This window comes from Allobosea sp. Tri-44, from assembly GCF_004123845.1.
GTDB lineage: Bacteria > Pseudomonadota > Alphaproteobacteria > Rhizobiales > Beijerinckiaceae > Allobosea.
In genome coordinates, this window is record NZ_NBDP01000042.1 from 153,867 (window position 1) to 177,442 (window position 23,576).

Here is a 23,576-nt window from a genome sequence, read left to right on the forward strand (position 1 = left end):
GGCAAAGGGAAACGCCATGCTTCTGACCACGCTCGCCGGCAGCCTGCCGAAGCCGCTCTGGCTGGCGGAGCCCGAGCGGCTCTGGGCGCCCTGGAAGCTGGACGGAGAGGCGCTGGAAGCCGGCAAGCGCGACGCAACCATTCTCTCGGTCAAGCTGCAGGAGGATGCCGGGCTCGACATCGTCGGCGATGGCGAGCAGGCGCGGGTGCATTTCGTCCACGGCTTCCTCGCCAATCTCGACGGCATCGACTTCGCCAAGAAGACGATCATGGGCATCCGCAACAACCGCTACGAGGCGGAGGTGCCGACGGTGACCGGGCCGATCCGGCGCAAGGGCGCGGTCCACCGGATGGAGGCGGAAGCGGCGCGGGCGCACACGAAGCGCAAGCTCAAGTTCACGCTGCCGGGGCCGATGACGATCGTCGACACCATCGCCGACGAGCACTATGGCCGGCGCGAGGACCTTGCCATGGCCTTCGCTGCGGCCCTGAACGAGGAGGCGAAGGAGCTTCAGGGGCTCGGCGTCGACGTGATCCAGTTCGATGAGCCGGCCTTCAACGTCTATATGGGCGCGGTGGCCGAGTGGGGCATCGCCTGCCTGGAGCGGGCGGCGCAGGGGCTGTCCGTCACCACGGCGGTCCACATCTGCTATGGCTACGGCATCAAGGCCAATATCGACTGGAAGGCGACCCTCGGCGAGCAATGGCGTCACTATGAGGAGACCTTTCCGGTGATCGCCAGGAGCTCGATCGACCAGGTCTCGCTCGAATGCCGCAATTCGAAGGTGCCGCTCGAGCTGATCAGGCTGCTTGACGGCAAGGATGTGCTGGCGGGTGCGATCGACGTCGCCAGCAACGCCATCGAAACCCCGGAAGAGGTGGCGGCGACGATCCGCGCAGCACTCGCCTTCGTCGCTCCCGAGAAGCTCTACCCTTGCACGAATTGCGGCCTGGCACCGATGCCCTTCGATGTCGCCTATGGCAAGTTGGCGGCGCTTGCGGCCGGCGCCGCCCTCGTACGCCGAGAGCTCGGCCGCGGCTGAAAGGATCACGATGCCGCGCCTGATGCAATTCGAGCGCCGCCACGAGCGGCTGGTGCCGATACGGCGCTTTGCCTTGCGCATGGGGCGGGCGATGCTGCTCTGGCTGGCGCTCACCATGGCCGGCCTCGGCATCGGCATGATCGGCTATGCCGCCAGTGAGGGCATGAGCGCGACCGACGCCTTCGTTAATGCAGCGATGATCCTCTCCGGCATGGGGCCGGTCAGCGAACTCAAGAGCGAAGCAGGCAAGCTCTTCGCCGGCGTCTACGCGATCTTCTCAGGCCTGTTTGTGGTGATAGCTACAGGCTTCGTACTGGCGCCGATCCTGCATCGTGTGCTCCACTCCTTCCATATCGAGGAAGGGAAGGGCAACGATGACTGAGCCTGGCGTCAATCCTGCCGAGGAACCGTGCGGCACGCTGACCGTGCGCACCATCGCCATGCCGGCGGACACCAACGCCAATGGCGACATCTTCGGCGGCTGGGTGATGTCGCGCATGGACCAGGCCGGCGGCATTGCCGGGGTCGAGCGGGCGCAGGGACGTGTGGTGACCGTCGCGGTCGAGGCCATGACCTTCATCCGCCCGGTCAAGGTCGGCGACGTGCTCAGCGTCTACACCTCGGTCAAGTCGGTTGGCCGGACCTCGATGAAGATCCAGGTCGAGGCCTGGGCCAAGCGCTTCCGCACTACGCTCCACGAGAAGGTCACCGACGCGAGCTTCACCTTCGTCGCGATAGACGATGACGGCCGGCCGCGGCCGGTGCCACCGGTGTCGGAAGGCTGATTTTCGCGCCCCAAATCCTAACGGAACCTGAACCGGCCCGCAGGCCGAGTGATTCAGAAGAATCCGGCAACTTAAGCGTTCTTTAAGCGAACCTCCGCAATTCTGCCGTCGATCGATCCATCGGGATCGGTCGGCCTGGGGCTGGGAGGTCCTGCATGATCGATCGCCGTCGCATGTCGGCCGGCGTGGTCCGGCTCGCGCCGCCGCTTGCACGCGGCACGATCGAGCCGGCGAGCCTTTGCCCCGCATTTTTCCAAGCGCATCCATTTCACGGCTGACCATCGTCGGCCGCCGCCTCTCGTCCGTGATCCGCTACCGGTCAGCGCCGCGCTGCCGGGCTTGTCTTCAGGAGTACCGTGTCAATGTCGAAGACTGAGAAGCCTGCGCGCCAGAAGGCGTCGCGTGTCGGCATCGCCGCCCGCATCTATGCGGCGCTCGGCGTCCTGACGGTGTTGACGATCGCAGCTTCGCTGGTCGCATGGTTCTCCTATGGCCGGGTCGGCAGCACGGTTGCCGACATGGTCGAGCGCAAGATGCCGGTGGTCGAGCTTGCGCTTGAACTGTCGCAGGCCGCCACGGCCTCGACGGCGCTGGCGCCGCGCTTCATGGAAGTGCAGAGCGTGCGCGAGCGGGCGGCCCTGACCGGCGAGTTCGACAAGGTCGAAGCCCGGCAGTTCGACCTGGTTCGCAAGATCGGCGAGCAGGGCAATGTCGACAACAAGAAGGCTCAGAGCGCTCTCGACGGACTCTCGCGCCAGATCAACGACATCAACGACCTGACCGGCGAGCGCCTGCGCGTCGCCTCGGAAGCGGCAGCGGCGCTGGAGAAGCTCGGCAAGGCCTACGACGCCTTCGTCAAGGCGGCGAGCGGCGAGGCCGAGCAGGCCAAGTTCGCGGTGACCTTCGGGCTCGACGATCTCGCCGTGCTTTCCGGCGAGGCGCTGACCGGTGCGGTCAAGACGCTGATGGACCGCGACTTCGCGATCTTCGACCTGGCCCGCACGCTGCAGGCCAATGTCAACGAGATGGTCGGCGTTCTCCGCGAGATCGCGCAGATCAACGACAAGGAGAAGCTCAGCCTTGCCCGCGAGCGCTTCAACGGCATCGCCTATCGGCTGCGGACCCTGCTGGCCGACGCCGAGAAGATCACCTCGAACAAGGCGCGAGCCAAGACGGTCGAGGACCTGATCGCGGTCGGCGAAGGCAGCGAGGGGCTTGTCGATATCCGCACCCGCGACATCACCACCCGCGAAGGCATTACCCGGGGATTGAAGGAGGTTGATCAGGCGGCCGCCCAACTGCGCCGCGAGGTCGATGGACTGGTGCAGGGTGCGCGCGGCGAGGCGCAGGCGGCCGTCGTTTCGACGCAGGCGCTGATCGAGACGAGCAAGCTCTGGCTCGGCATCATCGGCCTTGGCTCGCTCATCGTCGCGCTGGCGCTGGCGCTGTTCTATGTCCGGCGCCAGATCGTTGGCCGCCTCAACCGGCTCTGGGCTGCGACCCGGGCGATCGCCGATGGGCAGCTCGAAACCCAGGTCGAGACCAAGGGCAATGACGAGATCGCCGACATCTCGAAGAGCGTCCTGCTCTTCCGCGACAATGCGGTGGCGCTGCGCGCTGCCGAGCTCGCCAAGGTCGAGGACGAGGAGCGCGCCCGCGAGCAGCGCCAGCAGATGATGGCGGAGCTCGGTGAAGCCTTCGGCGTGGTCGTCGCGGCGGCGGCTCAGGGCGATTTCAGCCGGCGTGTTGCCGCCAACTTCGCCGATGCCGAGCTCAATGCGCTTGCCGGTTCGGTCAACGAACTGCTGGAGACGGTCCAGGCCGGCCTGTCCGAGACCTGCGAAGTCCTCGGCCACCTGTCGGACGGCCGCCTGGTCGCCCGCGTCGAGGGCCGTTACCAGGGCGCCTTCGCCGAGCTCAAGAACGGCACGAACAGCCTGGCAGGCGAGTTCGAGAGCACGCTGGCGCGCCTGTCGGAGACCGTCTCGGCCGTGCGCAGCGCGACCAGCGAGATCCTCGACGGCGTCACCGATCTCGCCGAGCGCACCAGCGAAGAGAGCAACGCCGTCTCGGTGGCGACCAACCAGCTCGGCGCCTTCGCCAGCAATGTCCAGAAGACGGCCAAGGACGCCGCTCAGGCGGTCGGCATGGCCCAGAGCGCCGAAGAGCGCGCCCAGCAGGGTGAGCAGGTCGTCGCCTCGGCGCTGGAAGCGATGCACCGCATCCGCGTCTCCTCCAGCAAGATCTCTGAGGTGATCTCGATGATCGACGAGATCGCCTTCCAGACCAACCTGCTGGCGCTCAACGCCGCGGTCGAGGCGGCTCGCGCCGGCGATGCCGGCAAGGGCTTCGCGGTCGTCGCCAGCGAGGTGCGCAGCCTCGCCAAGCGCTCGGCCGACGCCTCGAACGACGTCAAGAAGCTGGTCGAGGCGGCCCATGGCGACGTCAAGGTCGGCGTCGGCCTGGTCGAGCAGAGCTCGGCCGTGTTCGGCAGCATCCTGACCTCGGTCAACGATCTCTCGGCGCTGATGAACGGCATCTCGCAGACCGCCCGCGGCCAGGCGACCGATGTCTCGACGATCAACCGCGAAATCGACGGCATCGGCACCATGGCGCACCAGAACGCGGCGCTGGTCGAGGAGACCAACGCCGCGCTCGCCTTGACCGACGAGCAGACACGCTCGCTCACCGAGCACATCTCCCGCTTCAGCTTCCGCGAGGGCGGAGCGGGCGAGCACGAGGACGAGCACGCCAGGGCCGCGTGACGCCCGGCGCGAACGACAGCATCCATCCTGCAGTCCGACGCCCTCCGCCGCAAGGCGGGGGGCGTTGCGCTTGTCCGGCTTGCGAAGTCGAGAAGCGATCTCTATTTTAGAATAATTCTAATAAGGAGATCGCGATGCTGTCCTCGCTCCTGCCCCCAGGCCTCAGTGGCCGGCGCCGCTTCGACAGCCTGAGTGAGCGCGAGATCCTGGCGCTGGCGGTTGCCTCCGAGGAGGAGGATGGCCGCATCTATGCGGTCTATGCCGAGAAGCTGCGCAAGGAGTATCCGGCCTCGGCAGCGGTGTTCGACGGCATGGCGACGGAGGAGGACGAGCACCGCCGCCGCCTGCTCGAGGACTACCGGCGCCGCTTCGGCGAGGTGGTGGTGCCGATCCGGCGCGAGCATGTCGCCGATTTCTACCAGCGCAAGCCGGTCTGGCTGGTCGAGACGCTCGGGCTCGAGCGTATCCGCGAGGAGGCGGCGGCTATGGAACGCCAGGCGCGCGACTTCTACGTCGCCGCTGCCGGACGCAGCACGGATGCCCAGACGCGCAGCCTGCTCGGCGACCTGGCGCAGGCGGAGGCCGGGCACGAGAGCAGGGCTGACGCACTCGCCGAGGACAATCTCACTGGCGATGCGAAGTCGGCGGAGGACGACGCGGCGCGCCGGCAGTTCCTGCTGACCTGGGTCCAGCCGGGCCTCGCCGGGCTGATGGACGGCTCGGTCTCGACACTGGCGCCGATCTTCGCCACCGCCTTCGCGACGCAGAATACGTGGACGACCTTCCTGGTCGGCCTCTCCGCCTCGATCGGCGCCGGCATCTCGATGGGCTTCACCGAGGCGGCGCATGACGACGGCAAGCTTTCCGGCCGTGGCTCGCCGCTGAAGCGCGGGCTGGCATCTGGCGTGATGACGGCGCTCGGCGGCCTCGGCCACGCCTTGCCCTATCTGATCCCATCCTTCTGGACGGCGACGGCGATCGCGCTCGCGGTGGTCTTCGTCGAGCTCTGGGCGATCGTCTGGATCCAGAACCGCTACATGGAAACGCCATTCGCCCGTGCCACCTTCCAGGTCGTGCTCGGCGGGGCGCTGGTGCTGGCGGCAGGCATCCTGATCGGCGGTGCCTGAGCCCGTTGCCGCTGCGCCCGCCGGATGCTAGGCGTGCTGCGGGCCGGTAGCTCAATGGTTAGAGCTCGCTGCTCATAACAGCGCCGGTGCCGGTTCGAGTCCGGCCCGGCCCACCATTCCGTTTCAGATCAATGCACTAGCCAGAGGATCGTGCCGGTGGGACATTCTGGTGGCGCATTCTGGTGTTCAATCCGGCCTACCTGCAGCGTTCCAAAAGCGGCATCTTCTATCTCCGCTGGCCGATTCCCCCGCGGCTTCATCCGGCCAACAAGCCGAGCACGCTGAGAATGTCGTTGAAGACCCGAGACCCGAAGCGGCATTGCGCCTCTCGCCATCCGCCAGCCAGTCAGCGGAACGGTTGTTCGAAGCCGGTGCGAAGCGGGGTATGCGCTACGACGATATCCGGTCGCTGCTGAGGTAGCATTTCCAAGGCCTATTCGACCCACGCGCGGAGCATATCGCTGCATTAGGGCGCTTGAGATCGACCCCGTCGAAATGCATCGCCAGCTCAACCATGGAGGCCGTGCGCGAGCGCTTCATCTCGCTCGGCAGGAAGCTCATCGTCTCGTAGATCTCGATCTTCTGCCCGAGCTCCTGCTTGTTACCGGCGGGAGCCTCGGCGATCAGCAGCGCGAAGGTCCGCGCCATCGAGCGCGCGCCTTCCGCCAACTGGCGGCCGTTCAGGTCGGCCTGGTCCGCATGGACCCGGTCGCCGTCATGGTCGAGCAGCAGCGCATGCGCCAGCGCCGACTGCCACATCGGGAACATCCGGGCATGTTCGGTGCTGAGCCGATAGGCCGGGCATAGCGCGCGAGGTGATCTCGCATCGGGCGCGCATCATCTTCGGCTGCCGCACCGTCGTTCATGGTCTTCATCGGAAATCCGTTCCGGTTCGAGAGCCCGGAACGGCTTGATCTGCTCATTCCCGGGGGTTCCCGTCAGCGGGTTCCGAAACTGCTTTCTCCATCAAGACATCCGCCGAAGGAGCTCGGATGCGATCAATCTCGCCTCTTGGGAACGGGCGTCTTTTGCCCATTGCCGACTCTCAGGACGTCCGCTTTACGGCCGTCTATCCGCTGAATCAGGTCCGCCATTCGGCGAAGAGCCCCGCCAGCACGGCGAAGGCCAGTTTGCGGGTTGTCTTGTCTTCTGCAATCAGGCCTTTTCGGTTGAAGCCCTTCTGGAAGCCGGTCTGGCGGCGCTCGGTCCGGAAATCGTAGAGCAGCCAGGCGGCGATCCCGGCGACATAGGGCGTCGCCGCCAGTCGCCTGACCTGCTGGCGATAGAACTCGGCCTGCCAGTCTTCCGTGAACAGGACGCGGCCGGCGCCGCGATGGCCGGACAGCGCATCGGCGCCGGTTTCGGAGACGATCACCGGCTTGCCGGGGTTTGAATTGGCCAGCAGGCGATCGAGCCCCGAGAAATCCGGTTCATACCAGCCGAAATACTCGTTGAGACCGATCACATCGAGATGCTCGGCGAGCCGGTCCTCGATGGCGAAGGTCTCGCGGTTGATCAGGCAGGCGGCGCCGACCAGGCGGGTCGGATCAGTGCGCCTGGCGGCCTGTGCGAGCCGCGACATGAAGGCGAGGCGCGCATCCGTGTCGGCGTTCTCATTGCCGACGCCCCAAAGGATCACGCTCGCGCGGTTGATGTCGCGGGCGATCAGCTCGCGAAGCTGGTTCTCGGCATCGGCATAGGTCTCCGGATTGTCGAAAGCGATCGCCCAGTACACCGGGATCTCTGCCCAGAGCAGCAGCCCCATCTCGTCGGCGATCCGCGCGACATGCTCATGATGCGGATAATGCGACAGGCGCAGGAAGTTGCCGCCGAGCTCTTTGACGTGGTGAAAGCGGCGGCGCACATCCGCTTCGGTGGAGACCTTGCCGAGCGCCAAGTCGTCCTCGTGGACGCAGACGCCCTTCAACCGGATCGTCTCTCCGTTCAGCAGGATGTCGGTGCCACGCGCCTCGATCGTGCGGAAGCCGATGCGCTCACTGATCCGGTCCGCGCCGCAGGAGAACTGGACATCGTAAAGCCGGGGAGCGTCCGGGGACCATAATTGCCCTGCGAACGGCGTCGTCACCTCACCTTTGCCGTTCCGGATGGGCACGGAAAGCGACAGACCGAGTTCGGGGATGTCGACCTGCGCGGTCGTATTCGACGCGTCGGATAGAACAACTGAAAACCGCACCTCCCGCCCTCCGGGCAGCAGCATGGCCTGCGCCTGGCGGATGAACACCGCCGGCAGGCGCATCAGCGAGATGTCGCGATAGAGCCCACCATAGTTGAACCAGTCGATATGCTGCATCGGCACGCGGTTCGGGGAGCGCCGGTTCTCGACCATGATCTGCAGACGATTGCGGCCGTCTCGCAAGTTGTCCGTCACATCGAGGCTGAACGGTGTCGAGCCGCCGCGATGGCCGCCGACATAGCTGCCGTTGACGAAGACGAGCGCCGAATAGTTGGCTGCACCGATATTGAGGATCGATCGCTCGCCGGCCGGGCCACGCTGCCAATCGACATGACGCGTGTACCAGGCCGCGCCCTCGAAATAGGTCCATTCCGGCTTCAGCACGTTCCAGCAGGACGGCACGGATACGAGCTCGCCCGCCTCGATCTCGTAGTCGCGCGGATGCGACCATTGCGAAGGCGGCGTCTCGTCGAGCAAGAACCATTTCTGCCGCAGGCCCTCGTCGAAGAGATCGAGCGTCAGCCGCCAGTCGCCATCGAGCGAGAAGACAGGCCGGCCGTGGATCGGCACATAGGCTTCGGCGCCGACGAGCCCGGCGAGATAGGGCCGGGCATAGTCCTCGTCGTGGAGATGCTGGAAGGGATCCTCCGCCGCCATCACCGTGCTCCGAGCCGGTAGCCGATGCCGATCATTCGCCGGAAGCGCCAATTCCAGCGTCCCGGGAACAGCACGTCGGCGATCATCGCGATCGTGATCCAGCGGAACCAGGTCGCGAAGGTGTTGGAGAGCCCCTGGGGCTCCTCATAACCTCTCACCCAGCCATCCTGCCGGCGCGTGCCGGTGCGCACGTCGCAGAAGCCACCATCGCCGTTCTGGTCGGCGAGCAGCGCGTCGAGCAGGGTCGAGAGCCAGCGGCAGATATCGTCGCGGCGATAGTCGAGCAGCACGAGGCCGTGGACGAGGACATCGACCGCGTCGACGTCGATACAAGCGGAATCGACGCGCGGCGGCAGCGAAAGGACATAGTTGACGGAGCGGTCGAAGGCCGCCGGGATGCGGCCTTCATGATACCAGATGTGGAAATTGTGCATGGAGCCGGCAAAAGCGTGCAGAAGCCGGGTCGCGTCCGAGAGCTGTCCGACGCCCCAGAAGCCGGTGCTCGGCTCGCGGTTGCGGTCGTGCCAGCCATAGAGGATTTCCAGCGCCGCATCGACGCGGGCCTTGATGGCGGCATCCCCGTCCCGGCGCAGGAGCAGGAAGAAGCCCGCCAGGTTGACGATGTTGTTCCCCTCCTGCCAGGGGTCGTTGAGGTCGCGGTCGGCGAGCCAGGCCTTGAGCGTCAGCGGATCGAGGAAAGGTTCGACGAAAGCCAGGTTCGGACGACGGCCGGGATCCAGCACGTCGAGCGCGCCAAGCGTGTAGTTGGTGACGTGGAAGTCGATATAGCGCCAGGTCTCGTCCCGGTCCGCCTTCTTGAACACCGCCTCCTCGGTCATGCCCGGCACGCGGACAATGCCGTCGGGGCGGCGATGTGCTTCGAGCCAGGTGACGAGCGCAGTCCTCTCGGCCTCGGAGAAACCCGCGAGCCCGCCGATCAGGTCGAGGCACATGATGCCGTTATAGGTGCCGTAGAGGCTGACGCCCGGCCAGCGGGTATGGTCCTGCGCCGCCGAGATGCGCATGACGCCCCGTGGTTCACCCGGCACCTGCAGCGTGGCGAGCCAGCCGAGCGAACGCAATCTTGCGGTCTCGATCGCAGCAGTGCGGCTGGTCTCGGATACGGCATCGAACATCAGGCTCATCCCTTTACGGCTCCGCTCGCCATCCCCGCCATCACCCGCTTCTGGGCGAGCAGGAACAGCCCCGCCATCGGCAGGGTGGTGATGACGGCGAGCGCCATGATTCCCTGGAAATTGGCACCCAGTTCGGTGTTCATCGAGAGCAGCGCCACCGGCAGCGTGTAGGTGTCCGGCGACGTCGAGATCACCAGGATCGGAAACCACTGGGCCCAGTTGAGCAGGAAGGTGATCAGCGCCACCGTCGCCGTGATCGAGGAGGCCATCGGCAGGACGATGCGGAAGAGGATCTGCACCTCGTTGGCGCCGTCGATGATCGCGGCTTCGATGACCTCGCCCGGGATCTTCCGGAAGAACTGCTCGAACAGGAAGAACTGGATCGGGCCGAGCGCCAGGAAGAGCACGATGCCGGCATAGGAGCCGAGCAGGCCGAGCTTGAACATCACCAGATAGACCGGGATCACCAGCAGCATGTAGGGGTACATGATGGTGACGAGGAAACCGTAGCGCAGCGCGGTGAACCCCGGCAGATGCGGCTTGCGCGTCAGTGCGTAGGCGCCCAGCGCGGTGACGACGACGCTCAGTACGGTCGAGGCCGTGGTGATCGCCAGTGAGTTGGCGATGTAGCGTGCCAGCGAGACGCCGCCGAGGCTGGCGATCTCCGTGAAGATCGAGAAATCGAACGTTTCCGGCAGGAGGCGCAGCGGGTCGTCCATGATCGCCCGCGTCGAGCGGAAGGCGCTGACCAGCATCCACCAATAGGGATAGAGGAAGGCGAGCCCGACCAGCCCGGCGAAAGCATACGCCGCTATCTGGGCCGGGCGGCTGATCCGCGTCATCTGGGCATCGGCACTCATCGCGCTACCTCCCTGTCGCCGAGGCGATAGATGCTCAGCGACACACCGATCACGATCAGGAAGAGGACGCTCGCCATGGCGGTGGCCTCGCCGTAACGGCCCTGATCGAAGAGCTGGTAGGCGTAGTAGGAGACGAAGTTGGTGGCCTCGTTCGGCCCGCCCTTCGTCATCACCACCACGACGGTGAAGGTCTTCAGGAACTGGATCAGCGCATAGACGGTGTTGATGATGAAGGCCGGCTTGAGTTGGGGCAGGATCACATAGCGCCAGCGCTGCCAGGCCGTGGCGCCGTCGACATGCGCCGCCTCTTCCAGAGCGCGATCGCGAATGGCGAGGTTGGCGTGGAAGATCAGCATGTAGAAGCCGGCATGGTGCCAGAGCTCGGCGATCAGCAGCGATATCATCGCCGTCGGACCGGTGGTCAGCCCGGCGAAAGCGGGAAGGCCGACGACATCGAGCAGCGCGTTGATCGCGCCGAAGGAGCGGTCATAGAGCCAGCGCCAGACGACGTAGCCGGCTACGTCCGGCGTGACCACCGGGAGAAACAGGGCGAGGCGCAGGAGAAGGCCGCCGCGCTTCAGGAGCGGTGAATCGATCAGCACCGCCATGCCGAAGGCGAAGCCGACATTCACCGCGACCGCCGCCGCCGTATAGAGGAAGGTGCGCAGCAGCGAGGCCAGGAAAGCCGGATCGGCGAAGATCGCGGCGTAGTTGGCGAAGCCGATATAGGTCGGGCTCGGTCGCAACGCCGTCGCCGATGCGGTGAACGACACCGTGATCGACAGCACGATCGGCCAGATGCCGAACAGGATCGTCAGCACCGCGAAGGGCAGGACGAAGAGGTAAAAAATCCGGTTATGCCAGACCGTTTCAAGGGTCGTGGTCATGTTGTCTGCCCTTTGGGAGGATGCTCGGCAGCAGGCCGCGCCAGGCGCGGTCTGCGATCGGATGACGACCGGGCTATTTGCCCTTCAGCTTGGCCGCGAGCTCGCGCATCTCCTTGGCCGTCTCCGCGATGAACGGCTTCCAGTCTGCCGGCGGATTGGCGATTCCGGAGAGCAGCTTCTTGTGAAAGGCCGCTTCGAGCTCGGGATAGAAGGAATGCACCGCCTCGGGGAAATCATAGGCGATGAGCGGCGCCTCGGCCTTGGCGAAATACTGCGAGCGCGGCGACAGGGCTGCCACTTCAATGTCACCGCGCACGGCCGCGCCGACATTGTCGAGCGAGGCCTGCTGGGCCGCCTTCGTCAGCATGAACTGGGCGAATTCCTGCGCCAGCGCCTTGTTGGGCGCGTTCTCGGGGATGGCGACGCCGCGCATGCCGCCGATGACGACATGGTTCTTCTCGTCCGGCGCGAATTTCGGCCATTTACCGACGAGGAAGTCGCCGTTCAGGACCTTCTCGCCGTCCCATTTCTTCACGTTCCAGTCGCCGACCCGGAACATGCCGCCGCGGCCACCCTCGATCACCTGGTACATCTCGGTGAAGGAGTGATTGATCGTGTCCGGCGCGACGAATTTGTAGCTCGTATAGGTCTTGAGGAACTCCTCCAGCACCGCCGCATGGCGCGGCTCGTCGATGGTGATCTTGCCCTCGGGGTCGATCAACGTATGGCGCAGGCCGGTGCCGAAGCTGAACAGGTCGAGGATGTGGATGAGGTCGCGTGGCTTGGCGGCCTCGAGCGCGAAGCCGAAGGTGTCGGCCTTGCCGTTGCCGTCCGGATCATTGTCCCGGAACTTGGCCGCGACGCGCTTGGCGTCCTCCCAGGTCTCGGGGAAGTTTTCGCCGACCTTGTCGAGCCAGCTCTTGCGGACGCCAAAGCCCATCTGTACGCGCTGGATCGGGATGATGATCTGTCGATCCTTATAGGTGGCGACCTTGAGATCGTCCTCGGTCAGGAAGGCCTTGTCGGTGACCTTGCCGAGCAGCGGCTTGAGGTCCGAGACCTTGCCGGTCTGGTCCTGGATGCGGATGACGCGCTCGTAGTTGTTGAAGATCAGATCCGGCGCCGTATCGGTGTTCAGCGCGCTGATGACGCGGCCGAACCATTGATCGGTCGGAAAGCTCAGGGACTTCACCGTCACACCGGGTCGCTGCCTGGCGAACTCGGCGGACATCGCGTTGAACCATTTGAGGCCGTTGTCGCCGAGATCATGCCAGACCGTCAGCGTCTGCGCTGCGGACGGCAGCGCACTCGCCAGCACCATGCCCGCCGCGGCAGCGATGTTCTTCAAGAAACCCATGGCTTCCTCCCATGAACGCTATTGAGCTGCGTCCTTCTGCTGCCCCGCCCATCAATGGGCTTGAGCGAGATTGAGGGTAAACGTTTACCCTTGCTGCACCCTATGACCTCCCGCTATAGAAGTGCAAGCGTTTTGTGGGCTTGGATCGAACGACTGCGATGACGATGCGGCGCACGGCGCTCAAGCCGCCCGATGCCCAGCAGGCATCGATTGCCAATGTGGCCGAACGGGCCGGCGTCTCGATCGCGACCGTCTCGCGCGTGCTCAACGGTGTCGCGAACAAGGCCTCGCCCGAGACGGTCGCCAAGGTCAGGCAGGCGGTGGCCGAGCTCGACTATCGCCCCTCCAGCGCCGGCAAGTCGCTTCGGCAGAAGCAGAGCAGGCTCGTGGCGGTGCTGGCGGCCAACCTGGCCAACCCGACCATGGCGGCGATCGCCGCCTCGACCGAGGTGGCACTGCGCAAGCAAGGGCTGGTCATGGTGCTCTGCGACACCCATGACGACCCGGATCTGCAGGACGAGTATCTGCGCGAGATGCGGGCGCAGCAGGCACGGGCGATCGTCTTTCTCGGTGCGGTCGCGAGCCCCATGCTGGACATGATGCGAGGCGGCTCCACGCCTCTCATCTTCGTCAACCGCCGCGACCCCGGCGACCCCGATGGCGACTTCGTCGGCATCGACAACGCGCAGGCCGGCCGGGATGTCGCCGCGCACGCGCTGGAGCGCGGCGTCAGGCGCCCTGCGCTCATCCACGCCCCGCTCGCCTCATCGGCGACACGGGCCCGAGTCGTGGCCATCACGGAAAGTTTTGCCGCGGCGGGATGTCCGATCCCGCCCTCCCTGATCCTCGGGCCGCCCGAGAGGGAGCATCTGGCGATCGGCTATGCTGCAGCCGGCATGCTGCTTCAGAACGGCGACCAGTTTGACGCCCTGATCTGCACGGGCGACCTGATCGCCTTTGGCGTGCATCGCTTCATCGAGGAAACCGCCGACCCAGCCCCGCCGCCGATCTACGGTTTTGACGACAACCCGCTCAACGATTGGGTCGCCCCCTGGCTCTCGTCAGTCCTGATCCCCTACAGCACCTTCGGGCAGGCCGTCGCCGAGCTCATTACGGGGGATCTGGTGGGGACTGACCGGCAGCGCGTTCTGCCTCACAGGCTGATCGAGAGGCGACGGTCTTAGGTCACGTTTCAGCTGCACGAACGCGAACATGCCAAGCCGGCGAAACGCTCTGTTCTAGCTCAACGGGAGTGGCGGGTGTGAAACATCTCTTTCCGCGATGCCCGCCATTGGGCGCCAATCCAACGTCTGCCGATGGCGCAAGGGTCCCCCACGTTAGGCGAGCTCGCGGCGCTATGCGAAGGGCAATTGCAGCCTATCGCGGCTGCGGCTTGCGATAGTTTCGAGTTTCCCTTGTCACCCATTCGCGGAAAGCCATGACGCTGTGCAACTGCGCCTTTCGCTCGGGATAGACCGCGAAATACGAGTCTCCTGACAATATTGGCGGGCCAAACGGCATATGGAGTTCATTGCGGGTGAGCTCCGCTTCGATATAGCAGGTCGGGACAATGGCGATGCCTATGCTTGGAGCGCGGCATTGATCAGCATCTCGGTATGCGCAAAGCGCGTTCCCTGGATTCGCCCCTGGTAGTTGAGCCCCGACAGGCGCAGCCAATGCAGCCATATGCTGGGACGGCTCGCGTTCTGAAGCAGGGGGAAGCCGGCAAAGTCCTTGTTCTCCAGCCTCGTCCCAAGCGGGATCAGCTTGGATGAGGTCACGACGGCGATCTCTTCGGCGAACAATTCGACCGATCTTGCATTGAGCCATGTCCCCACGCCCCGCAGGATGGCGACGTCCAGTCGCGTCGTCTCGAAGTTGAGATCGGCGGGCGCCAGCGTGACCTCGACAGGAATATCCGGATGCGCGTGGATGAACGTCTCGATGCGCCGGGGCAGCCAACGGGCTCCCAGGGTAGGGTGAGTGCCGATCATCAGCGAGCTGTCGACGGAGCGCCCGCGCACGGCATCGATGGTGATCTCCTGGAGCTTGTCGAGTGTCCGCGCAAGCTCGCGATAGTAGTTCGCGCCCACTTCCGTCAAAACGAGGCGCGGCCCGGATCGATGGAAGAGGGGGACTCCGAGAAATTTTTCGAGATTATGGATCTGCCGGCTGATGCCGCTCTGCGTCAGCCCGAGATCTTCGGCCGCCTTCGTGAAATTCATGAACCGTGCGGCGGCCTCGAACGCATGCAAAGCTGATAGCGACGGCAGATAGCGTCTCATGAGAACCTCGCGGTTATCATGATAAAAAATCATCATAGAGGAAATTTTCAACGTTTTTGTTTCGCCCCGGGCTCATTCAAACTCTCTTCTACCGGCTCATGAAAATTGAGCATGAGCAACTGATCCGAGGGGGACAGTGCCGTGCTCCGGCGTGCAAAATCGAAGCCGCAAGCGAACCGGAGAGGGGAAGAGTATGGACAGGCGCGAATTCAACAAGCTCGTGGGCCTGAGCGGGCTTGCCGCCGCAGCGGGTCTCTACACCGGCAAGGGCGCTCTCGCTGCCGGCTCGCTGGAGCGGGTGAAATCCTCCGGCACCTTGCGCATCGGTGCCGTTGCCGACGGCGCTCCCTACTATCAGAAGATGGTGACGGACGGCAGCTGGCGCGGCTTCTACATTGATATCTGCAAGAAGCTGGCGGACGATCTCGGGGTCAAGATGTCGATCCTGGAAACGACCTGGGGCAACTCCGTGCTGGATCTCCAGGCCGACAAGGTCGACGTCTTCTTCGGCCTGAATCCCACGCCGGAGCGGCAGAAGGTCATCGATTTCTCCGGCCCGGTTTTCAAGAACGCCTTCACGATGGTAACCAAGAAGGGGCTCGGCGCGAAAAGCTGGAGCGACTTCAACAAGCCTGAGATGCGGATCGCCGTTGACGCGGGCTCTTCCCATGACGCCGCGGTCACGCGCCTTGCGCCGCAAGCGCAGGTCTCGCGCCTGAAAACCGCGAGCGACGCAACCGCCGCCCTGCAGGTCGGGCGCGTCGATGCCCAGTGCCTCGTACTGATCCTGTCGCTTTCGCTGCGTGCCAAGAATGCTGCGCTCGGCGATATCGTGATGCCGACGCCGCCCGACTTCACGACATCGAATGCGGGCTTCCGGCGCGAGGCCGATCAATCCTGGCGCGAGTTCGTCGACGGCTGGATCAGCAAGCAGCGCGACAGCGGCTTCATCAAGAACGCGGTCGTGAAGAACATGGAACTTGTCGGCGTCAAGGAAAGCGACTTCCCCCCCGGTTTCGAAATCTGACCATCCGGTATGGCGGGGCTGCGGCCCCGCCACGCCCGATTTCGGTCACGGGAATTCACGACCATGTATGAATGGGATTTTTCGATCCTGTGGGGCTACCGATGGTTGTTCCTGCAGGGGCTGGGTGTGACCGTCGCCTTCACGGCCGCGACCATTGCCGGCGGCCTGACCATCGGCATGACGGCCGCCATCTGCCTCCTGTCGCGCTTCAGGATTCTGCGCGGTATCGCGCTTGGCTTCATCGAGATCTTTCGCTGCACGCCCGTGCTGGTGCAGCTGATCTGGTGCTACTACGCGCTGCCGATGATTGCGGGCATCGAAATGACGCCGATCACGGCCTCTCTTCTCGCCTTGTCCTGCTATGGCGGCTCGTTCTACGCCGAGATCATCCGCGGTGGCATCGTCTCGATCGATGTCGGTCAGTCTGAAGCGGCCTCGGCCTTGGGGATGCCGCCTGGGCTCGCGATGCGTCGCATCATCCTGCCCCAGGCGTTGCGCCGGATGTTGCCGGCGCTGATGAACCAGTCGATCCTCCAGTTCAAGAACACCTCGCTCGTGTCGGTTCTGGCCGTCCCGGACCTGGTCTATCAGGGCCAGATTGCCGCGCATGACAGCTTCCGCCCGCTGGAAACCTATACGGCCGTGGCTGTCGCCTATTTCGCGATCCTTTTCCCGCTGACGCTCTATGTGCGCAGCCGCGAACGGCGCCTGGGAGCTGCCCGATGACGGCGAAAGCATCGATGATCGAGATTGCGCGGCTGCGTAAGCGCTTCGGCCAACTCGAAGTTCTCAAGGATATCAATCTTCAGGTCGAGCAAGGCGGCGTCGTCGCGTTGCTCGGGCCGTCAGGCTCCGGCAAGTCGACGCTGTTGCGGTGCATGAACCTGCTCGTGCATCCCGACGACGGCACCATCCGCGTCGGCGAGACCACCTTCCGGTTCGGCCGGTCCATGGAACAGCTGAAGGCAAAGTCGCTGGCGGCGTTCCGCTCCCGCACCGGGATGGTGTTCCAGAGCTTCAATCTCTTCCCGCACATGTCCGTCCTCGGCAACGTCATCGAGGCCCCGATCCATGTGAAGGGCCTGGACCGAAAGATCGCGATCGACCAGGCCATGGCCCAGCTCGAAAAGGTCGGACTTGCGGACCGGGCTGCGCAAATGCCCGACACCCTGTCCGGTGGGCAGAAGCAGCGCGTGGCAATCGCCCGCGCGCTGGCCATGGAGCCCGAGGTCATGCTGTTCGACGAGGTGACCTCGGCCCTCGATCCCGAGCTGGTCGGCGAAGTGCTGCAGGCGATCCAGAAGCTTGCCGCGGACGGCATGACGATGGTCATCGTCACCCATGAAATCCCCTTCGCGCGCGATGTCGCGGATCGCGTGGTCTTCATGCGCGACGGCTATGTCGTCGAGGAAGGGCCGGCCCGGGAAGTGATCGACACCCCCCGCATGGATGCGACCCGCACCTTCCTCAGTCACTTCCATCGTGTAGGTGACCGTACGAGCACTGCCACGCCATGAGTGCTGCCCGGCGCATTTACTTGGTGACGGGGGCCGCGAGCGGCATTGGGCAGGCGACGGCACTCGCATTGTCGGGCCCCGGTGCCGGACTTCTGCTCCATACACGCGCCAACAAGGCCGGTCTTGAGGCCGTCGCCCGCGCGGCATCGGAATGTGGCGCCGATGTTGCGACCGCGCTCGGCGATCTCGCCGATCCGGGCTGCCCGGTCGCGTTGGTGGAAGCCACTGCCGCTCGCTTTGGCCAGCTCGACGCCCTGATCTGCGTCGGCGGCGCAGCGCGGCGTGGCCCCGCGAGCGCCCTGTCGCAGGAGATGCTTCACACAGCACTCGACGAAAGCGCCCTTGCCCTCGTCGCATTCCTCAAAGCCGCACGCCCGCTGCTCATGACGAGCGCGGCGCCGCGGCTCATTGCCACCTCGTCCTTCACGGCTCATCTGTTGCGTAGCGATCTCGACGCCTTTGCGGCAACGGCTGCCAGCCGGGCCGCGCTCGAAACCACTGTTCGGCTCCTGGCGCGCGAGGTCGCGGCGGATGGCATCACCATCAACGCCGTGGCGCCGGGGCTGATCCGCAAGGATGAGGGGCAGGGTAGCAAGCTGTCGCCCGAAGCCATCGCGCGGATGGAAGCCATCGTCCCGATCGGGAGGCGCGGCACACCCGAAGAAGTCGCCGCGGTCATCGCCTTTCTCGCCTCGCCGGCAGCATCCTACGTCACCGGTCAGATCTGGCACGTCAATGGAGGGCTCTTGTGAGCACCGCAACCATCGAACGCATCAGAATTTTCCTGATCGAAAGCCCGATCAAGATGCAGCGGCAACAGGGCGTCGGCGACGTTAAGGGTACGGTCAAGCGCGTGCTGGTCGAGCTGACCTCGTCGTCTGGGATCGTCGGCTGGGGCGAGGCTGCGCCCTGGGAGGTGTTCACCGGTACGGCCGAGGCTGCGGTCGCGGCTCTCGACATCTATCTGCGTCCGCTCGTCATCGGCGCGCGGGTCGATCGCATCCGAGCGCTCACCTTGCTGATGAAGAAGGCGCTTGTCGGCCATGGCGAGGCCAAGCTCGCGATCGAAACGGCGATGTTCGACATCCTGGGCCAATCGTCGGGCCTCTCGATCGCCACCCTGCTCGGCGGGCGCGTTCGCGACACGATCCCGCTGTCCTTCTCGATCGCGGACCCGGATTTTGACGCGGACATGCGCCGCATGGAGGAGATGGTCCCCAAGGGCAACCGCATCTTCAAGGTCAAGACCGGCGTGAAGAGCCACGAGGAGGATGTGGCGCATCTCGAAGCGATGCGAAATGCCTTCGGTGATGCGATCGACCTTCGCATTGACTACAATCAGGCGCTCCAGCCGTTCGGCGCGATCAAGAAGCTGCGCGACGTCGACCAGTTCAAGCCGACCTTCATCGAGCAGCCGGTGCCGCGGGACTGCCTGACGGCGATGGCTTCCTTTGCCGCAGACCTCGATACGCCGATCCTTGCTGACGAAAGCTGCTTCGACATGCACGACCTGCAGGAGGTGATCAGGTTGCAAGCGGCTGATGCCATCTCGGTCAAGCTCATGAAGGCGGGCGGAATGCTCAACGCGCAAGCTTTGATGGCATTGGCCGATCTCGCGAGCCTGCCCGGCTATGGCGGCACGCTCTACGAGGGCGGCATCGCGCTGGCTGCCGGCACGCAGTTCATCGCTGCGACGCCGGGCATCTCGCTCGGCTGTGAATTCTACATGCCTCATCACGTTCTCACCGAGGATGTGCTGGAGGAGAAGATCGCGAACCGCAATGGCGAGGTCGTCGTGCCGGACGGCCCTGGCCTGGGGATTCGCGTGTCCGAGAGATCGCTGAGATCGAACGCACGCATTCTCGCGGAACGCTGACGCTCGACTGAAATCCATCACGGCTCGTCCCAACCGCTCACGGCCTCCGTCGTGAGCGGAGAAGAGAGCTATTGCCCGAAGACTGAGAGGAAACGGCTTATGCCCGGCGTCGCTCCAACGCATTGCCTGATCATCGGCAGCGGCATCGTCGGCGCCTGCAGTGCGCTGGAGCTGGCGCGCGCGGGCCATGCCGTCACCTTGATCGACAGCGGAGAACCTGCGGGGCGGCAGTCTGCCAGCTATGGCCATGGCTGCTGGATCAGCCCGGCTTCGGTGGTGCCGATGTCGATACCCGGCCTGTGGAAGAAGGTCCCGGGATATCTGCTCAACCCGCACGGACCGCTGGTCATCCGGTGGCGCCATTTTCCGCGGCTCGTGCCGTGGCTGCTGCGCTTCTTCCGGGCGGGTTCCTCCGTGCCGCGCGTCGAGGCGACGGCCAGGGCGCTGGACCGGTTGCTCCACGATAGCCCGGAACGCCATGAGGCGCTGAGCCGCGAGGTCGGCGCGCCCGAGCTGATCCGGCGCGAAGGGCTGCTCTATGCCTATCCCGACAGGCGGGCCTTCGAGGCGGAAAGCCTGTCCTGGCACCTGCGGCGGATGACGGGATTGCGATGGCGTGAACTGGACGCAGCAGCCCTGGCCGCGCGGGAGCCCGATCTCGACAAGCGCTACGCCTTCGGTGTCCTGGCTGAAGATGGCGCGCATTGCACCGATCCGGCGGCCTATATCGCAGCGATCGTCGCGGCGGCGTGCGCCCATGGCGCCAAGGTCAGAAGGGCGACGGCCCGCGAGATCCTCAGCGACGGAGCACGTGTCCGCGGCGTACGCACTGATACCGGCGTGATAGCCTGCGACCGAGTCGTCATCGCGGCAGGGGCTTGGTCGAAGCGCCTCGCGCGCTCTGGGGGCGACCGCATCCCGCTGGAAAGCGAGCGGGGCTACCATGGCGTCATCGCGCTGGACACTGGCGGCCCTCGCCATCCGGTGATGCCAAGCGACGGCAAGATGGCGAACACGCCGACAGCAGCTGGGTTGCGGTTGTCCGGCCAGGTCGAGCTGGCATCGCTCGACGCGCCGCCGAACTGGAGCCGCGTCGATATTCTGGTGGCGCATGCGCGCGGAACCTATCCTGCGCTCGCCGGTACGCAGGAGAGGCCTGTCGACCGATGGATGGGCCATCGGCCATCGACGCCTGACAGTCTGCCGGTCATCGGTCGCTCATCCCGCTCGCCCGACATCTTCTACGCGTTCGGACACGGCCATGTCGGCTTCGCCGCGGCCCCGGCGACGGGGCGTATCGTCGCCCAGCATGTCGCTGGCCTGCCCGATGCGCCCGACATCGCGGTGTTTTCGCCGCGCCGCTTCCGGCTTCTGGCGTGAGCGCCTGCGAATAGCGGCCCGGAAACCCCGCCGGCCGCCCCGGCATTGCCGATGCCGCCATCGCGCCGATCGGCCCAATCCCTTGCTTTTCAGGAGACGAGAGAATGCGTGGTGCAGATATCCTGGTCGAGATGCTGATCGGCTACGGCGTCGAGGTGGTATTCGGCGTTCCGGGCGATACGAACGTGCCGTTCTATGAGGCCCTGCAACTGCAAGAAGGCCGCATTCGCCATGTCATGGCGCGTGACGAGCGCTCTGCGGGCTATATGGCCGATGCCTATGGCCGTTTCACCAGGAAGCCCGGCGTATTCGAATGCCCGTCGGGCGCGGGGGCGATGTATTCGCTGCCGCCGGTCGCCGAATCCAACGGATCCTCGGTTCCCGTCATCCTGCTGACGATCGATATCCCCTTGCCCGGCGAAGGGCGCGGCGTGCTGACCGAGCTCGATTGCGCGCGCCTGTTCGAACCAGTCACCAAAATGTCGGTGCAGGTGAAATCCGCCGAGAAGCTGCCGGAGATCATCCGCCGGGCTTTCCGCGTCGCCTGCTCCGGCAAGCCCGGCGCCGTCCATCTGCAGATCCCGGAGGATATGTTGCTGGCGGAGGTCGATCCGGCTCGAATCTCGCTGCATGTCGAGAGCGAATGCATCGAATTCCCTGCTTATCCCACGCTGCCGCCCCCGGAGAAGCTCGACACGATCATCTCCTTGTTGACCGGGAGCAAGCGCCCCCTGATCGTCTCCGGAGGCGGGGTCAATCGCTCCTGCGCCGGCGCGCAGGTGACGGAGCTGGCGGAGCGGCTGAACATACCGGTTTGCACGACGATGACCGGGCAGGGCACGATGCCGGACGACCACTACCTCGCGGTCGGCGTCATCGGCGACAACGGCTTTCACCCGCATGCGAACTGGGCGCTGGAACATGCCGATTTCGTGCTCTTCATCGGCTCCCGCATGGGCTCGGTCGTCACGATCGGCTGGACCTTCCCCAAGATCACGCTGAACAAGCGCGTCGCCCAGATCGACATCGACCCAGAGATCATGGCGAACAACTACGAGAATGTCGTCTCGGTCCAGGGCGATGCCGGCCTCGTTCTGGCGCGGCTGATCGATCTGGTCCCCGCCGACGTCGATGCTGGCAGGTCGCAGGAATGGGTCGATCAGCTCAACGATCTGCGCGCCAATTTCTGGGCAAATGCCGAAGCCCTGCTGAGCTCGGAAGCCACGCCGCTTCGTCCGGAACGCGCCGTACGCTGCTTCAACGAGGCGCTGGAACTCTATGGCAAACCGGCTTTCATCTATTCGGATGCGGGCACCCCGACGCCGCATATGACGCGATTCCTGAAGCTCAAGGATCGCAAGACCCGCTTCGCGATTCCGCGCGCGTTTGGCGGCCTCGGCTCGGCGTTGCCCGCCACCGTCGGCGCCTGGTTCGCCGACAAGGAGCGCCGACCCATCGGCATGTTCGGAGATGGCTCCTTCGGGATGTCGGTCGGCGAACTGGAAACGCTCGTCCGGCTGCAGGTGCCGGCCATCCTGCTGCTGTTCAACAACGGCACCTTCGGCTGGATCAAGGGCCTCCACCGGTTGAAGGGTCACAACCAGTGCTTCGGCGTCGACTTCACGCCGCCGCGCGGCCAGGCGATCGCCGAAGCCTTCGACGTAAAGGCCTGGACCGCGACGAATTCCCAGGAGCTCGATGCGGCGTTGGCAAGCGCCTTCGCCCATACCGAAGGGCCGTGCCTGATCGACATCCATGTCGAGTCGATCGCGGACCGGGTGCCGCCGGTCTATTCCTGGCTGAACAAACGCGGCCGCGATCCGCTCAGCATCGACGCGGAGGATGTGCGCTATTTCTAGCGGTGCAGAGGTGCTGGTCAGGCGGTGAGTGTGTTTGACCAGCACCAATCAGAATCGTACCGCTCGGCGTCAAACTTGCCTCCAGAGAGCGGAGCTGCGTCGCGACGGCGAGGCGTCGAGGCCGTCCTGGTGAGGTCCTTGGCAACGCCGCAGATGCCCTGGGCGTGGCGAGCGATCGCCCACGGCGGCATCGGCGACAACGATCACATCCATACACTCGTCAGCGAGGCGGCGGCCGAGATCATCCGGCTTTCAGTTCCGGGGACCCTGACGCGGCAAGGGGCGATTGAGGTCACCCCTTAGTCGGGTAATTCATTTCGGCAGTATCACCTGGAACCGGGCCGTCAGATGGTTGAGACCCATCCTGTGGCAATAGTTTAATAGCAGCTCCGGTTTGTCGAGGCCGCGCCGCTGCGGAAACGTCGCCATGAGCGTGGCGGAATTCGGCCTCTCCAGCATGAGCTTGACCTTCTGGACCCGCTTGCGCGATCACGAACACTCGGAAGCCACCAGCCGCGCCCGGAAGCAAAGCTTCGCGCCAAACATGGAAATTGAGATTCGCACGAGAGCTGACGTCATCTCGTCGCTTCGGCAAATGCACTTGGGTGCTCGCACGACATTGGACTGAAGCCGACCCAGCCGTCCACCGCGGTCGTGGTCTCGCGAGACGTAACGTGCGTAGCCCCCCAGGTTTGCTGCGTTTAGGCGAATCCTAATCACCACTGCAAAATTTCGTATTTTTCCTCAACTGACGCCGCCGCTAGACCAAAGCCGGGGTTGGGGTTCCCGCAACGGGAAACCCTCCGGATTCGGCAAGAGGCG

21 protein-coding genes and 1 tRNA gene are annotated in these 23,576 nt (G+C 64.9%); 15 read left to right on the top strand and 7 right to left on the bottom strand.

The genetic code is table 11. The features are described 5' to 3' along the window. Window positions 1–16: 16 nt before the first annotated feature. From B6S44_RS24050 to B6S44_RS24075, 6 genes are all read left to right on the top strand, one after another. The gene (locus B6S44_RS24050) at window positions 17–1,042 is read left to right on the top strand and encodes a methionine synthase (protein ID WP_129159407.1); all 1,026 of its coding nucleotides are present in this window, start codon (window positions 17–19) and stop codon (window positions 1,040–1,042) included. A 10-nt stretch (window positions 1,043–1,052) separates the two neighbouring features. Next, the gene (locus B6S44_RS24055; RefSeq protein ID WP_129159408.1) at window positions 1,053–1,424 is read left to right on the top strand and encodes a hypothetical protein; all 372 of its coding nucleotides are present in this window, start codon (window positions 1,053–1,055) and stop codon (window positions 1,422–1,424) included. Then, on the top strand, window positions 1,417–1,827 hold the full coding sequence (locus B6S44_RS24060) for an acyl-CoA thioesterase (protein ID WP_129159409.1): 411 nt from the start codon (window positions 1,417–1,419) through the stop codon (window positions 1,825–1,827). Before B6S44_RS24055 ends, B6S44_RS24060 begins: the two co-directional genes overlap by 8 nt. Before the next feature lie 362 nt (window positions 1,828–2,189). After that, window positions 2,190–4,592 (top strand): methyl-accepting chemotaxis protein, encoded by a 2,403-nt coding sequence (locus B6S44_RS24065; protein WP_129159410.1) that lies wholly within the window; start codon window positions 2,190–2,192, stop codon window positions 4,590–4,592. A gap of 134 nt (window positions 4,593–4,726) precedes the next feature. Then, window positions 4,727–5,719 carry an iron exporter MbfA gene (gene mbfA, locus B6S44_RS24070; protein WP_129159411.1) on the top strand — a complete coding sequence of 331 codons (993 nt, stop codon included), beginning with the start codon at window positions 4,727–4,729 and terminating at the stop codon, window positions 5,717–5,719. A 40-nt stretch (window positions 5,720–5,759) separates the two neighbouring features. Beyond that, window positions 5,760–5,835, top strand: a tRNA-Ile gene (locus tag B6S44_RS24075). Between the two features lie 274 nt (window positions 5,836–6,109). Here B6S44_RS24075 and B6S44_RS24080 read toward each other — a convergent pair. The 6 genes from B6S44_RS24080 to B6S44_RS24105 form a co-directional block, all read right to left on the bottom strand. After that, complete coding sequence (locus tag B6S44_RS24080; RefSeq protein ID WP_129159412.1) at window positions 6,110–6,478, bottom strand: hypothetical protein; 369 nt, start codon at window positions 6,476–6,478, stop codon at window positions 6,110–6,112. 322 nt (window positions 6,479–6,800) lie between these two features. Further along, window positions 6,801–8,570: a glycoside hydrolase family 2 protein gene (locus B6S44_RS24085; RefSeq protein ID WP_129159413.1), complete on the bottom strand. Its 1,770-nt coding sequence runs from the start codon at window positions 8,568–8,570 to the stop codon at window positions 6,801–6,803. After that, complete coding sequence (locus tag B6S44_RS24090; protein ID WP_129159414.1) at window positions 8,570–9,715, bottom strand: hypothetical protein; 1,146 nt, start codon at window positions 9,713–9,715, stop codon at window positions 8,570–8,572. The genes B6S44_RS24085 and B6S44_RS24090 overlap by 1 nt, the downstream gene beginning before the upstream one ends. Then, a complete protein-coding gene (locus B6S44_RS24095) occupies window positions 9,712–10,566 on the bottom strand; it encodes a carbohydrate ABC transporter permease (RefSeq protein ID WP_129159415.1) in 855 nt (284 codons plus the stop codon). The genes B6S44_RS24090 and B6S44_RS24095 overlap by 4 nt, the downstream gene beginning before the upstream one ends. Further along, on the bottom strand, window positions 10,563–11,453 hold the full coding sequence (locus B6S44_RS24100; protein ID WP_129159416.1) for a carbohydrate ABC transporter permease: 891 nt from the start codon (window positions 11,451–11,453) through the stop codon (window positions 10,563–10,565). Before B6S44_RS24100 ends, B6S44_RS24095 begins: the two co-directional genes overlap by 4 nt. Before the next feature lie 73 nt (window positions 11,454–11,526). Further along, window positions 11,527–12,810: an ABC transporter substrate-binding protein gene (locus B6S44_RS24105; protein ID WP_129159417.1), complete on the bottom strand. Its 1,284-nt coding sequence runs from the start codon at window positions 12,808–12,810 to the stop codon at window positions 11,527–11,529. Window positions 12,811–12,968: 158 nt separating this feature from the next. On the opposite strand from B6S44_RS24105, the gene B6S44_RS24110 reads away from it, so the two are divergent. Further along, complete coding sequence (locus tag B6S44_RS24110; RefSeq protein WP_129159418.1) at window positions 12,969–13,994, top strand: LacI family DNA-binding transcriptional regulator; 1,026 nt, start codon at window positions 12,969–12,971, stop codon at window positions 13,992–13,994. Window positions 13,995–14,390: 396 nt separating this feature from the next. Here the strand turns inward: B6S44_RS24110 and B6S44_RS24115 are convergent, their stop codons facing one another. Beyond that, a complete protein-coding gene (locus B6S44_RS24115) occupies window positions 14,391–15,095 on the bottom strand; it encodes a LysR family transcriptional regulator (protein ID WP_248309739.1) in 705 nt (234 codons plus the stop codon). 193 nt (window positions 15,096–15,288) lie between these two features. Between B6S44_RS24115 and B6S44_RS24120 the strand changes: the two genes are divergently transcribed. From B6S44_RS24120 to B6S44_RS24155, 8 genes are all read left to right on the top strand, one after another. Beyond that, window positions 15,289–16,122 carry a transporter substrate-binding domain-containing protein gene (locus tag B6S44_RS24120; protein ID WP_129159419.1) on the top strand — a complete coding sequence of 278 codons (834 nt, stop codon included), beginning with the start codon at window positions 15,289–15,291 and terminating at the stop codon, window positions 16,120–16,122. Window positions 16,123–16,185: 63 nt separating this feature from the next. Continuing rightward, window positions 16,186–16,848: an amino acid ABC transporter permease gene (locus B6S44_RS24125; protein WP_129159563.1), complete on the top strand. Its 663-nt coding sequence runs from the start codon at window positions 16,186–16,188 to the stop codon at window positions 16,846–16,848. Further along, on the top strand, window positions 16,845–17,639 hold the full coding sequence (locus tag B6S44_RS24130) for an amino acid ABC transporter ATP-binding protein (RefSeq protein ID WP_129159420.1): 795 nt from the start codon (window positions 16,845–16,847) through the stop codon (window positions 17,637–17,639). Before B6S44_RS24125 ends, B6S44_RS24130 begins: the two co-directional genes overlap by 4 nt. After that, window positions 17,636–18,391 carry an SDR family NAD(P)-dependent oxidoreductase gene (locus B6S44_RS24135; RefSeq protein ID WP_129159421.1) on the top strand — a complete coding sequence of 252 codons (756 nt, stop codon included), beginning with the start codon at window positions 17,636–17,638 and terminating at the stop codon, window positions 18,389–18,391. The genes B6S44_RS24130 and B6S44_RS24135 overlap by 4 nt, the downstream gene beginning before the upstream one ends. Beyond that, on the top strand, window positions 18,388–19,515 hold the full coding sequence (locus B6S44_RS24140; RefSeq protein ID WP_129159422.1) for an enolase C-terminal domain-like protein: 1,128 nt from the start codon (window positions 18,388–18,390) through the stop codon (window positions 19,513–19,515). The genes B6S44_RS24135 and B6S44_RS24140 overlap by 4 nt, the downstream gene beginning before the upstream one ends. 99 nt (window positions 19,516–19,614) lie before the next feature. Further along, window positions 19,615–20,895: an NAD(P)/FAD-dependent oxidoreductase gene (locus B6S44_RS24145; RefSeq protein WP_129159423.1), complete on the top strand. Its 1,281-nt coding sequence runs from the start codon at window positions 19,615–19,617 to the stop codon at window positions 20,893–20,895. Between the two features lie 104 nt (window positions 20,896–20,999). Further along, window positions 21,000–22,754, top strand: a complete 1,755-nt coding sequence (locus tag B6S44_RS24150; protein ID WP_129159424.1) for a thiamine pyrophosphate-binding protein — start codon at window positions 21,000–21,002, stop codon at window positions 22,752–22,754. A gap of 427 nt (window positions 22,755–23,181) precedes the next feature. After that, window positions 23,182–23,382 carry a hypothetical protein gene (locus B6S44_RS24155; protein ID WP_129159425.1) on the top strand — a complete coding sequence of 67 codons (201 nt, stop codon included), beginning with the start codon at window positions 23,182–23,184 and terminating at the stop codon, window positions 23,380–23,382. Window positions 23,383–23,576 lie beyond the last annotated feature (194 nt).

What these genes read in the sequence shown, in the direction of transcription:
- B6S44_RS24050 (WP_129159407.1), top strand. Translation starts at nt 17, where the DNA reads ATGCTTCTGACCACGCTCGCCGGCAGCCTGCCGAAGCCGCTCTGGCTG.
- B6S44_RS24055 (WP_129159408.1), top strand. Translation starts at nt 1,053, where the DNA reads ATGCCGCGCCTGATGCAATTCGAGCGCCGCCACGAGCGGCTGGTGCCG.
- B6S44_RS24060 (WP_129159409.1), top strand. Translation starts at nt 1,417, where the DNA reads ATGACTGAGCCTGGCGTCAATCCTGCCGAGGAACCGTGCGGCACGCTG.
- B6S44_RS24065 (WP_129159410.1), top strand. Translation starts at nt 2,190, where the DNA reads ATGTCGAAGACTGAGAAGCCTGCGCGCCAGAAGGCGTCGCGTGTCGGC.
- mbfA (WP_129159411.1), top strand. Translation starts at nt 4,727, where the DNA reads ATGCTGTCCTCGCTCCTGCCCCCAGGCCTCAGTGGCCGGCGCCGCTTC.
- B6S44_RS24080 (WP_129159412.1), bottom strand. Translation starts at nt 6,478, where the DNA reads ATGTGGCAGTCGGCGCTGGCGCATGCGCTGCTGCTCGACCATGACGGC.
- B6S44_RS24085 (WP_129159413.1), bottom strand. Translation starts at nt 8,570, where the DNA reads ATGGCGGCGGAGGATCCCTTCCAGCATCTCCACGACGAGGACTATGCC.
- B6S44_RS24090 (WP_129159414.1), bottom strand. Translation starts at nt 9,715, where the DNA reads ATGAGCCTGATGTTCGATGCCGTATCCGAGACCAGCCGCACTGCTGCG.
- B6S44_RS24095 (WP_129159415.1), bottom strand. Translation starts at nt 10,566, where the DNA reads ATGAGTGCCGATGCCCAGATGACGCGGATCAGCCGCCCGGCCCAGATA.
- B6S44_RS24100 (WP_129159416.1), bottom strand. Translation starts at nt 11,453, where the DNA reads ATGACCACGACCCTTGAAACGGTCTGGCATAACCGGATTTTTTACCTC.
- B6S44_RS24105 (WP_129159417.1), bottom strand. Translation starts at nt 12,810, where the DNA reads ATGGGTTTCTTGAAGAACATCGCTGCCGCGGCGGGCATGGTGCTGGCG.
- B6S44_RS24110 (WP_129159418.1), top strand. Translation starts at nt 12,969, where the DNA reads ATGACGATGCGGCGCACGGCGCTCAAGCCGCCCGATGCCCAGCAGGCA.
- B6S44_RS24115 (WP_248309739.1), bottom strand. Translation starts at nt 15,095, where the DNA reads ATGAGACGCTATCTGCCGTCGCTATCAGCTTTGCATGCGTTCGAGGCC.
- B6S44_RS24120 (WP_129159419.1), top strand. Translation starts at nt 15,289, where the DNA reads ATGGACAGGCGCGAATTCAACAAGCTCGTGGGCCTGAGCGGGCTTGCC.
- B6S44_RS24125 (WP_129159563.1), top strand. Translation starts at nt 16,186, where the DNA reads ATGTATGAATGGGATTTTTCGATCCTGTGGGGCTACCGATGGTTGTTC.
- B6S44_RS24130 (WP_129159420.1), top strand. Translation starts at nt 16,845, where the DNA reads ATGACGGCGAAAGCATCGATGATCGAGATTGCGCGGCTGCGTAAGCGC.
- B6S44_RS24135 (WP_129159421.1), top strand. Translation starts at nt 17,636, where the DNA reads ATGAGTGCTGCCCGGCGCATTTACTTGGTGACGGGGGCCGCGAGCGGC.
- B6S44_RS24145 (WP_129159423.1), top strand. Translation starts at nt 19,615, where the DNA reads ATGCCCGGCGTCGCTCCAACGCATTGCCTGATCATCGGCAGCGGCATC.
- B6S44_RS24150 (WP_129159424.1), top strand. Translation starts at nt 21,000, where the DNA reads ATGCGTGGTGCAGATATCCTGGTCGAGATGCTGATCGGCTACGGCGTC.
- B6S44_RS24155 (WP_129159425.1), top strand. Translation starts at nt 23,182, where the DNA reads ATGAGCGTGGCGGAATTCGGCCTCTCCAGCATGAGCTTGACCTTCTGG.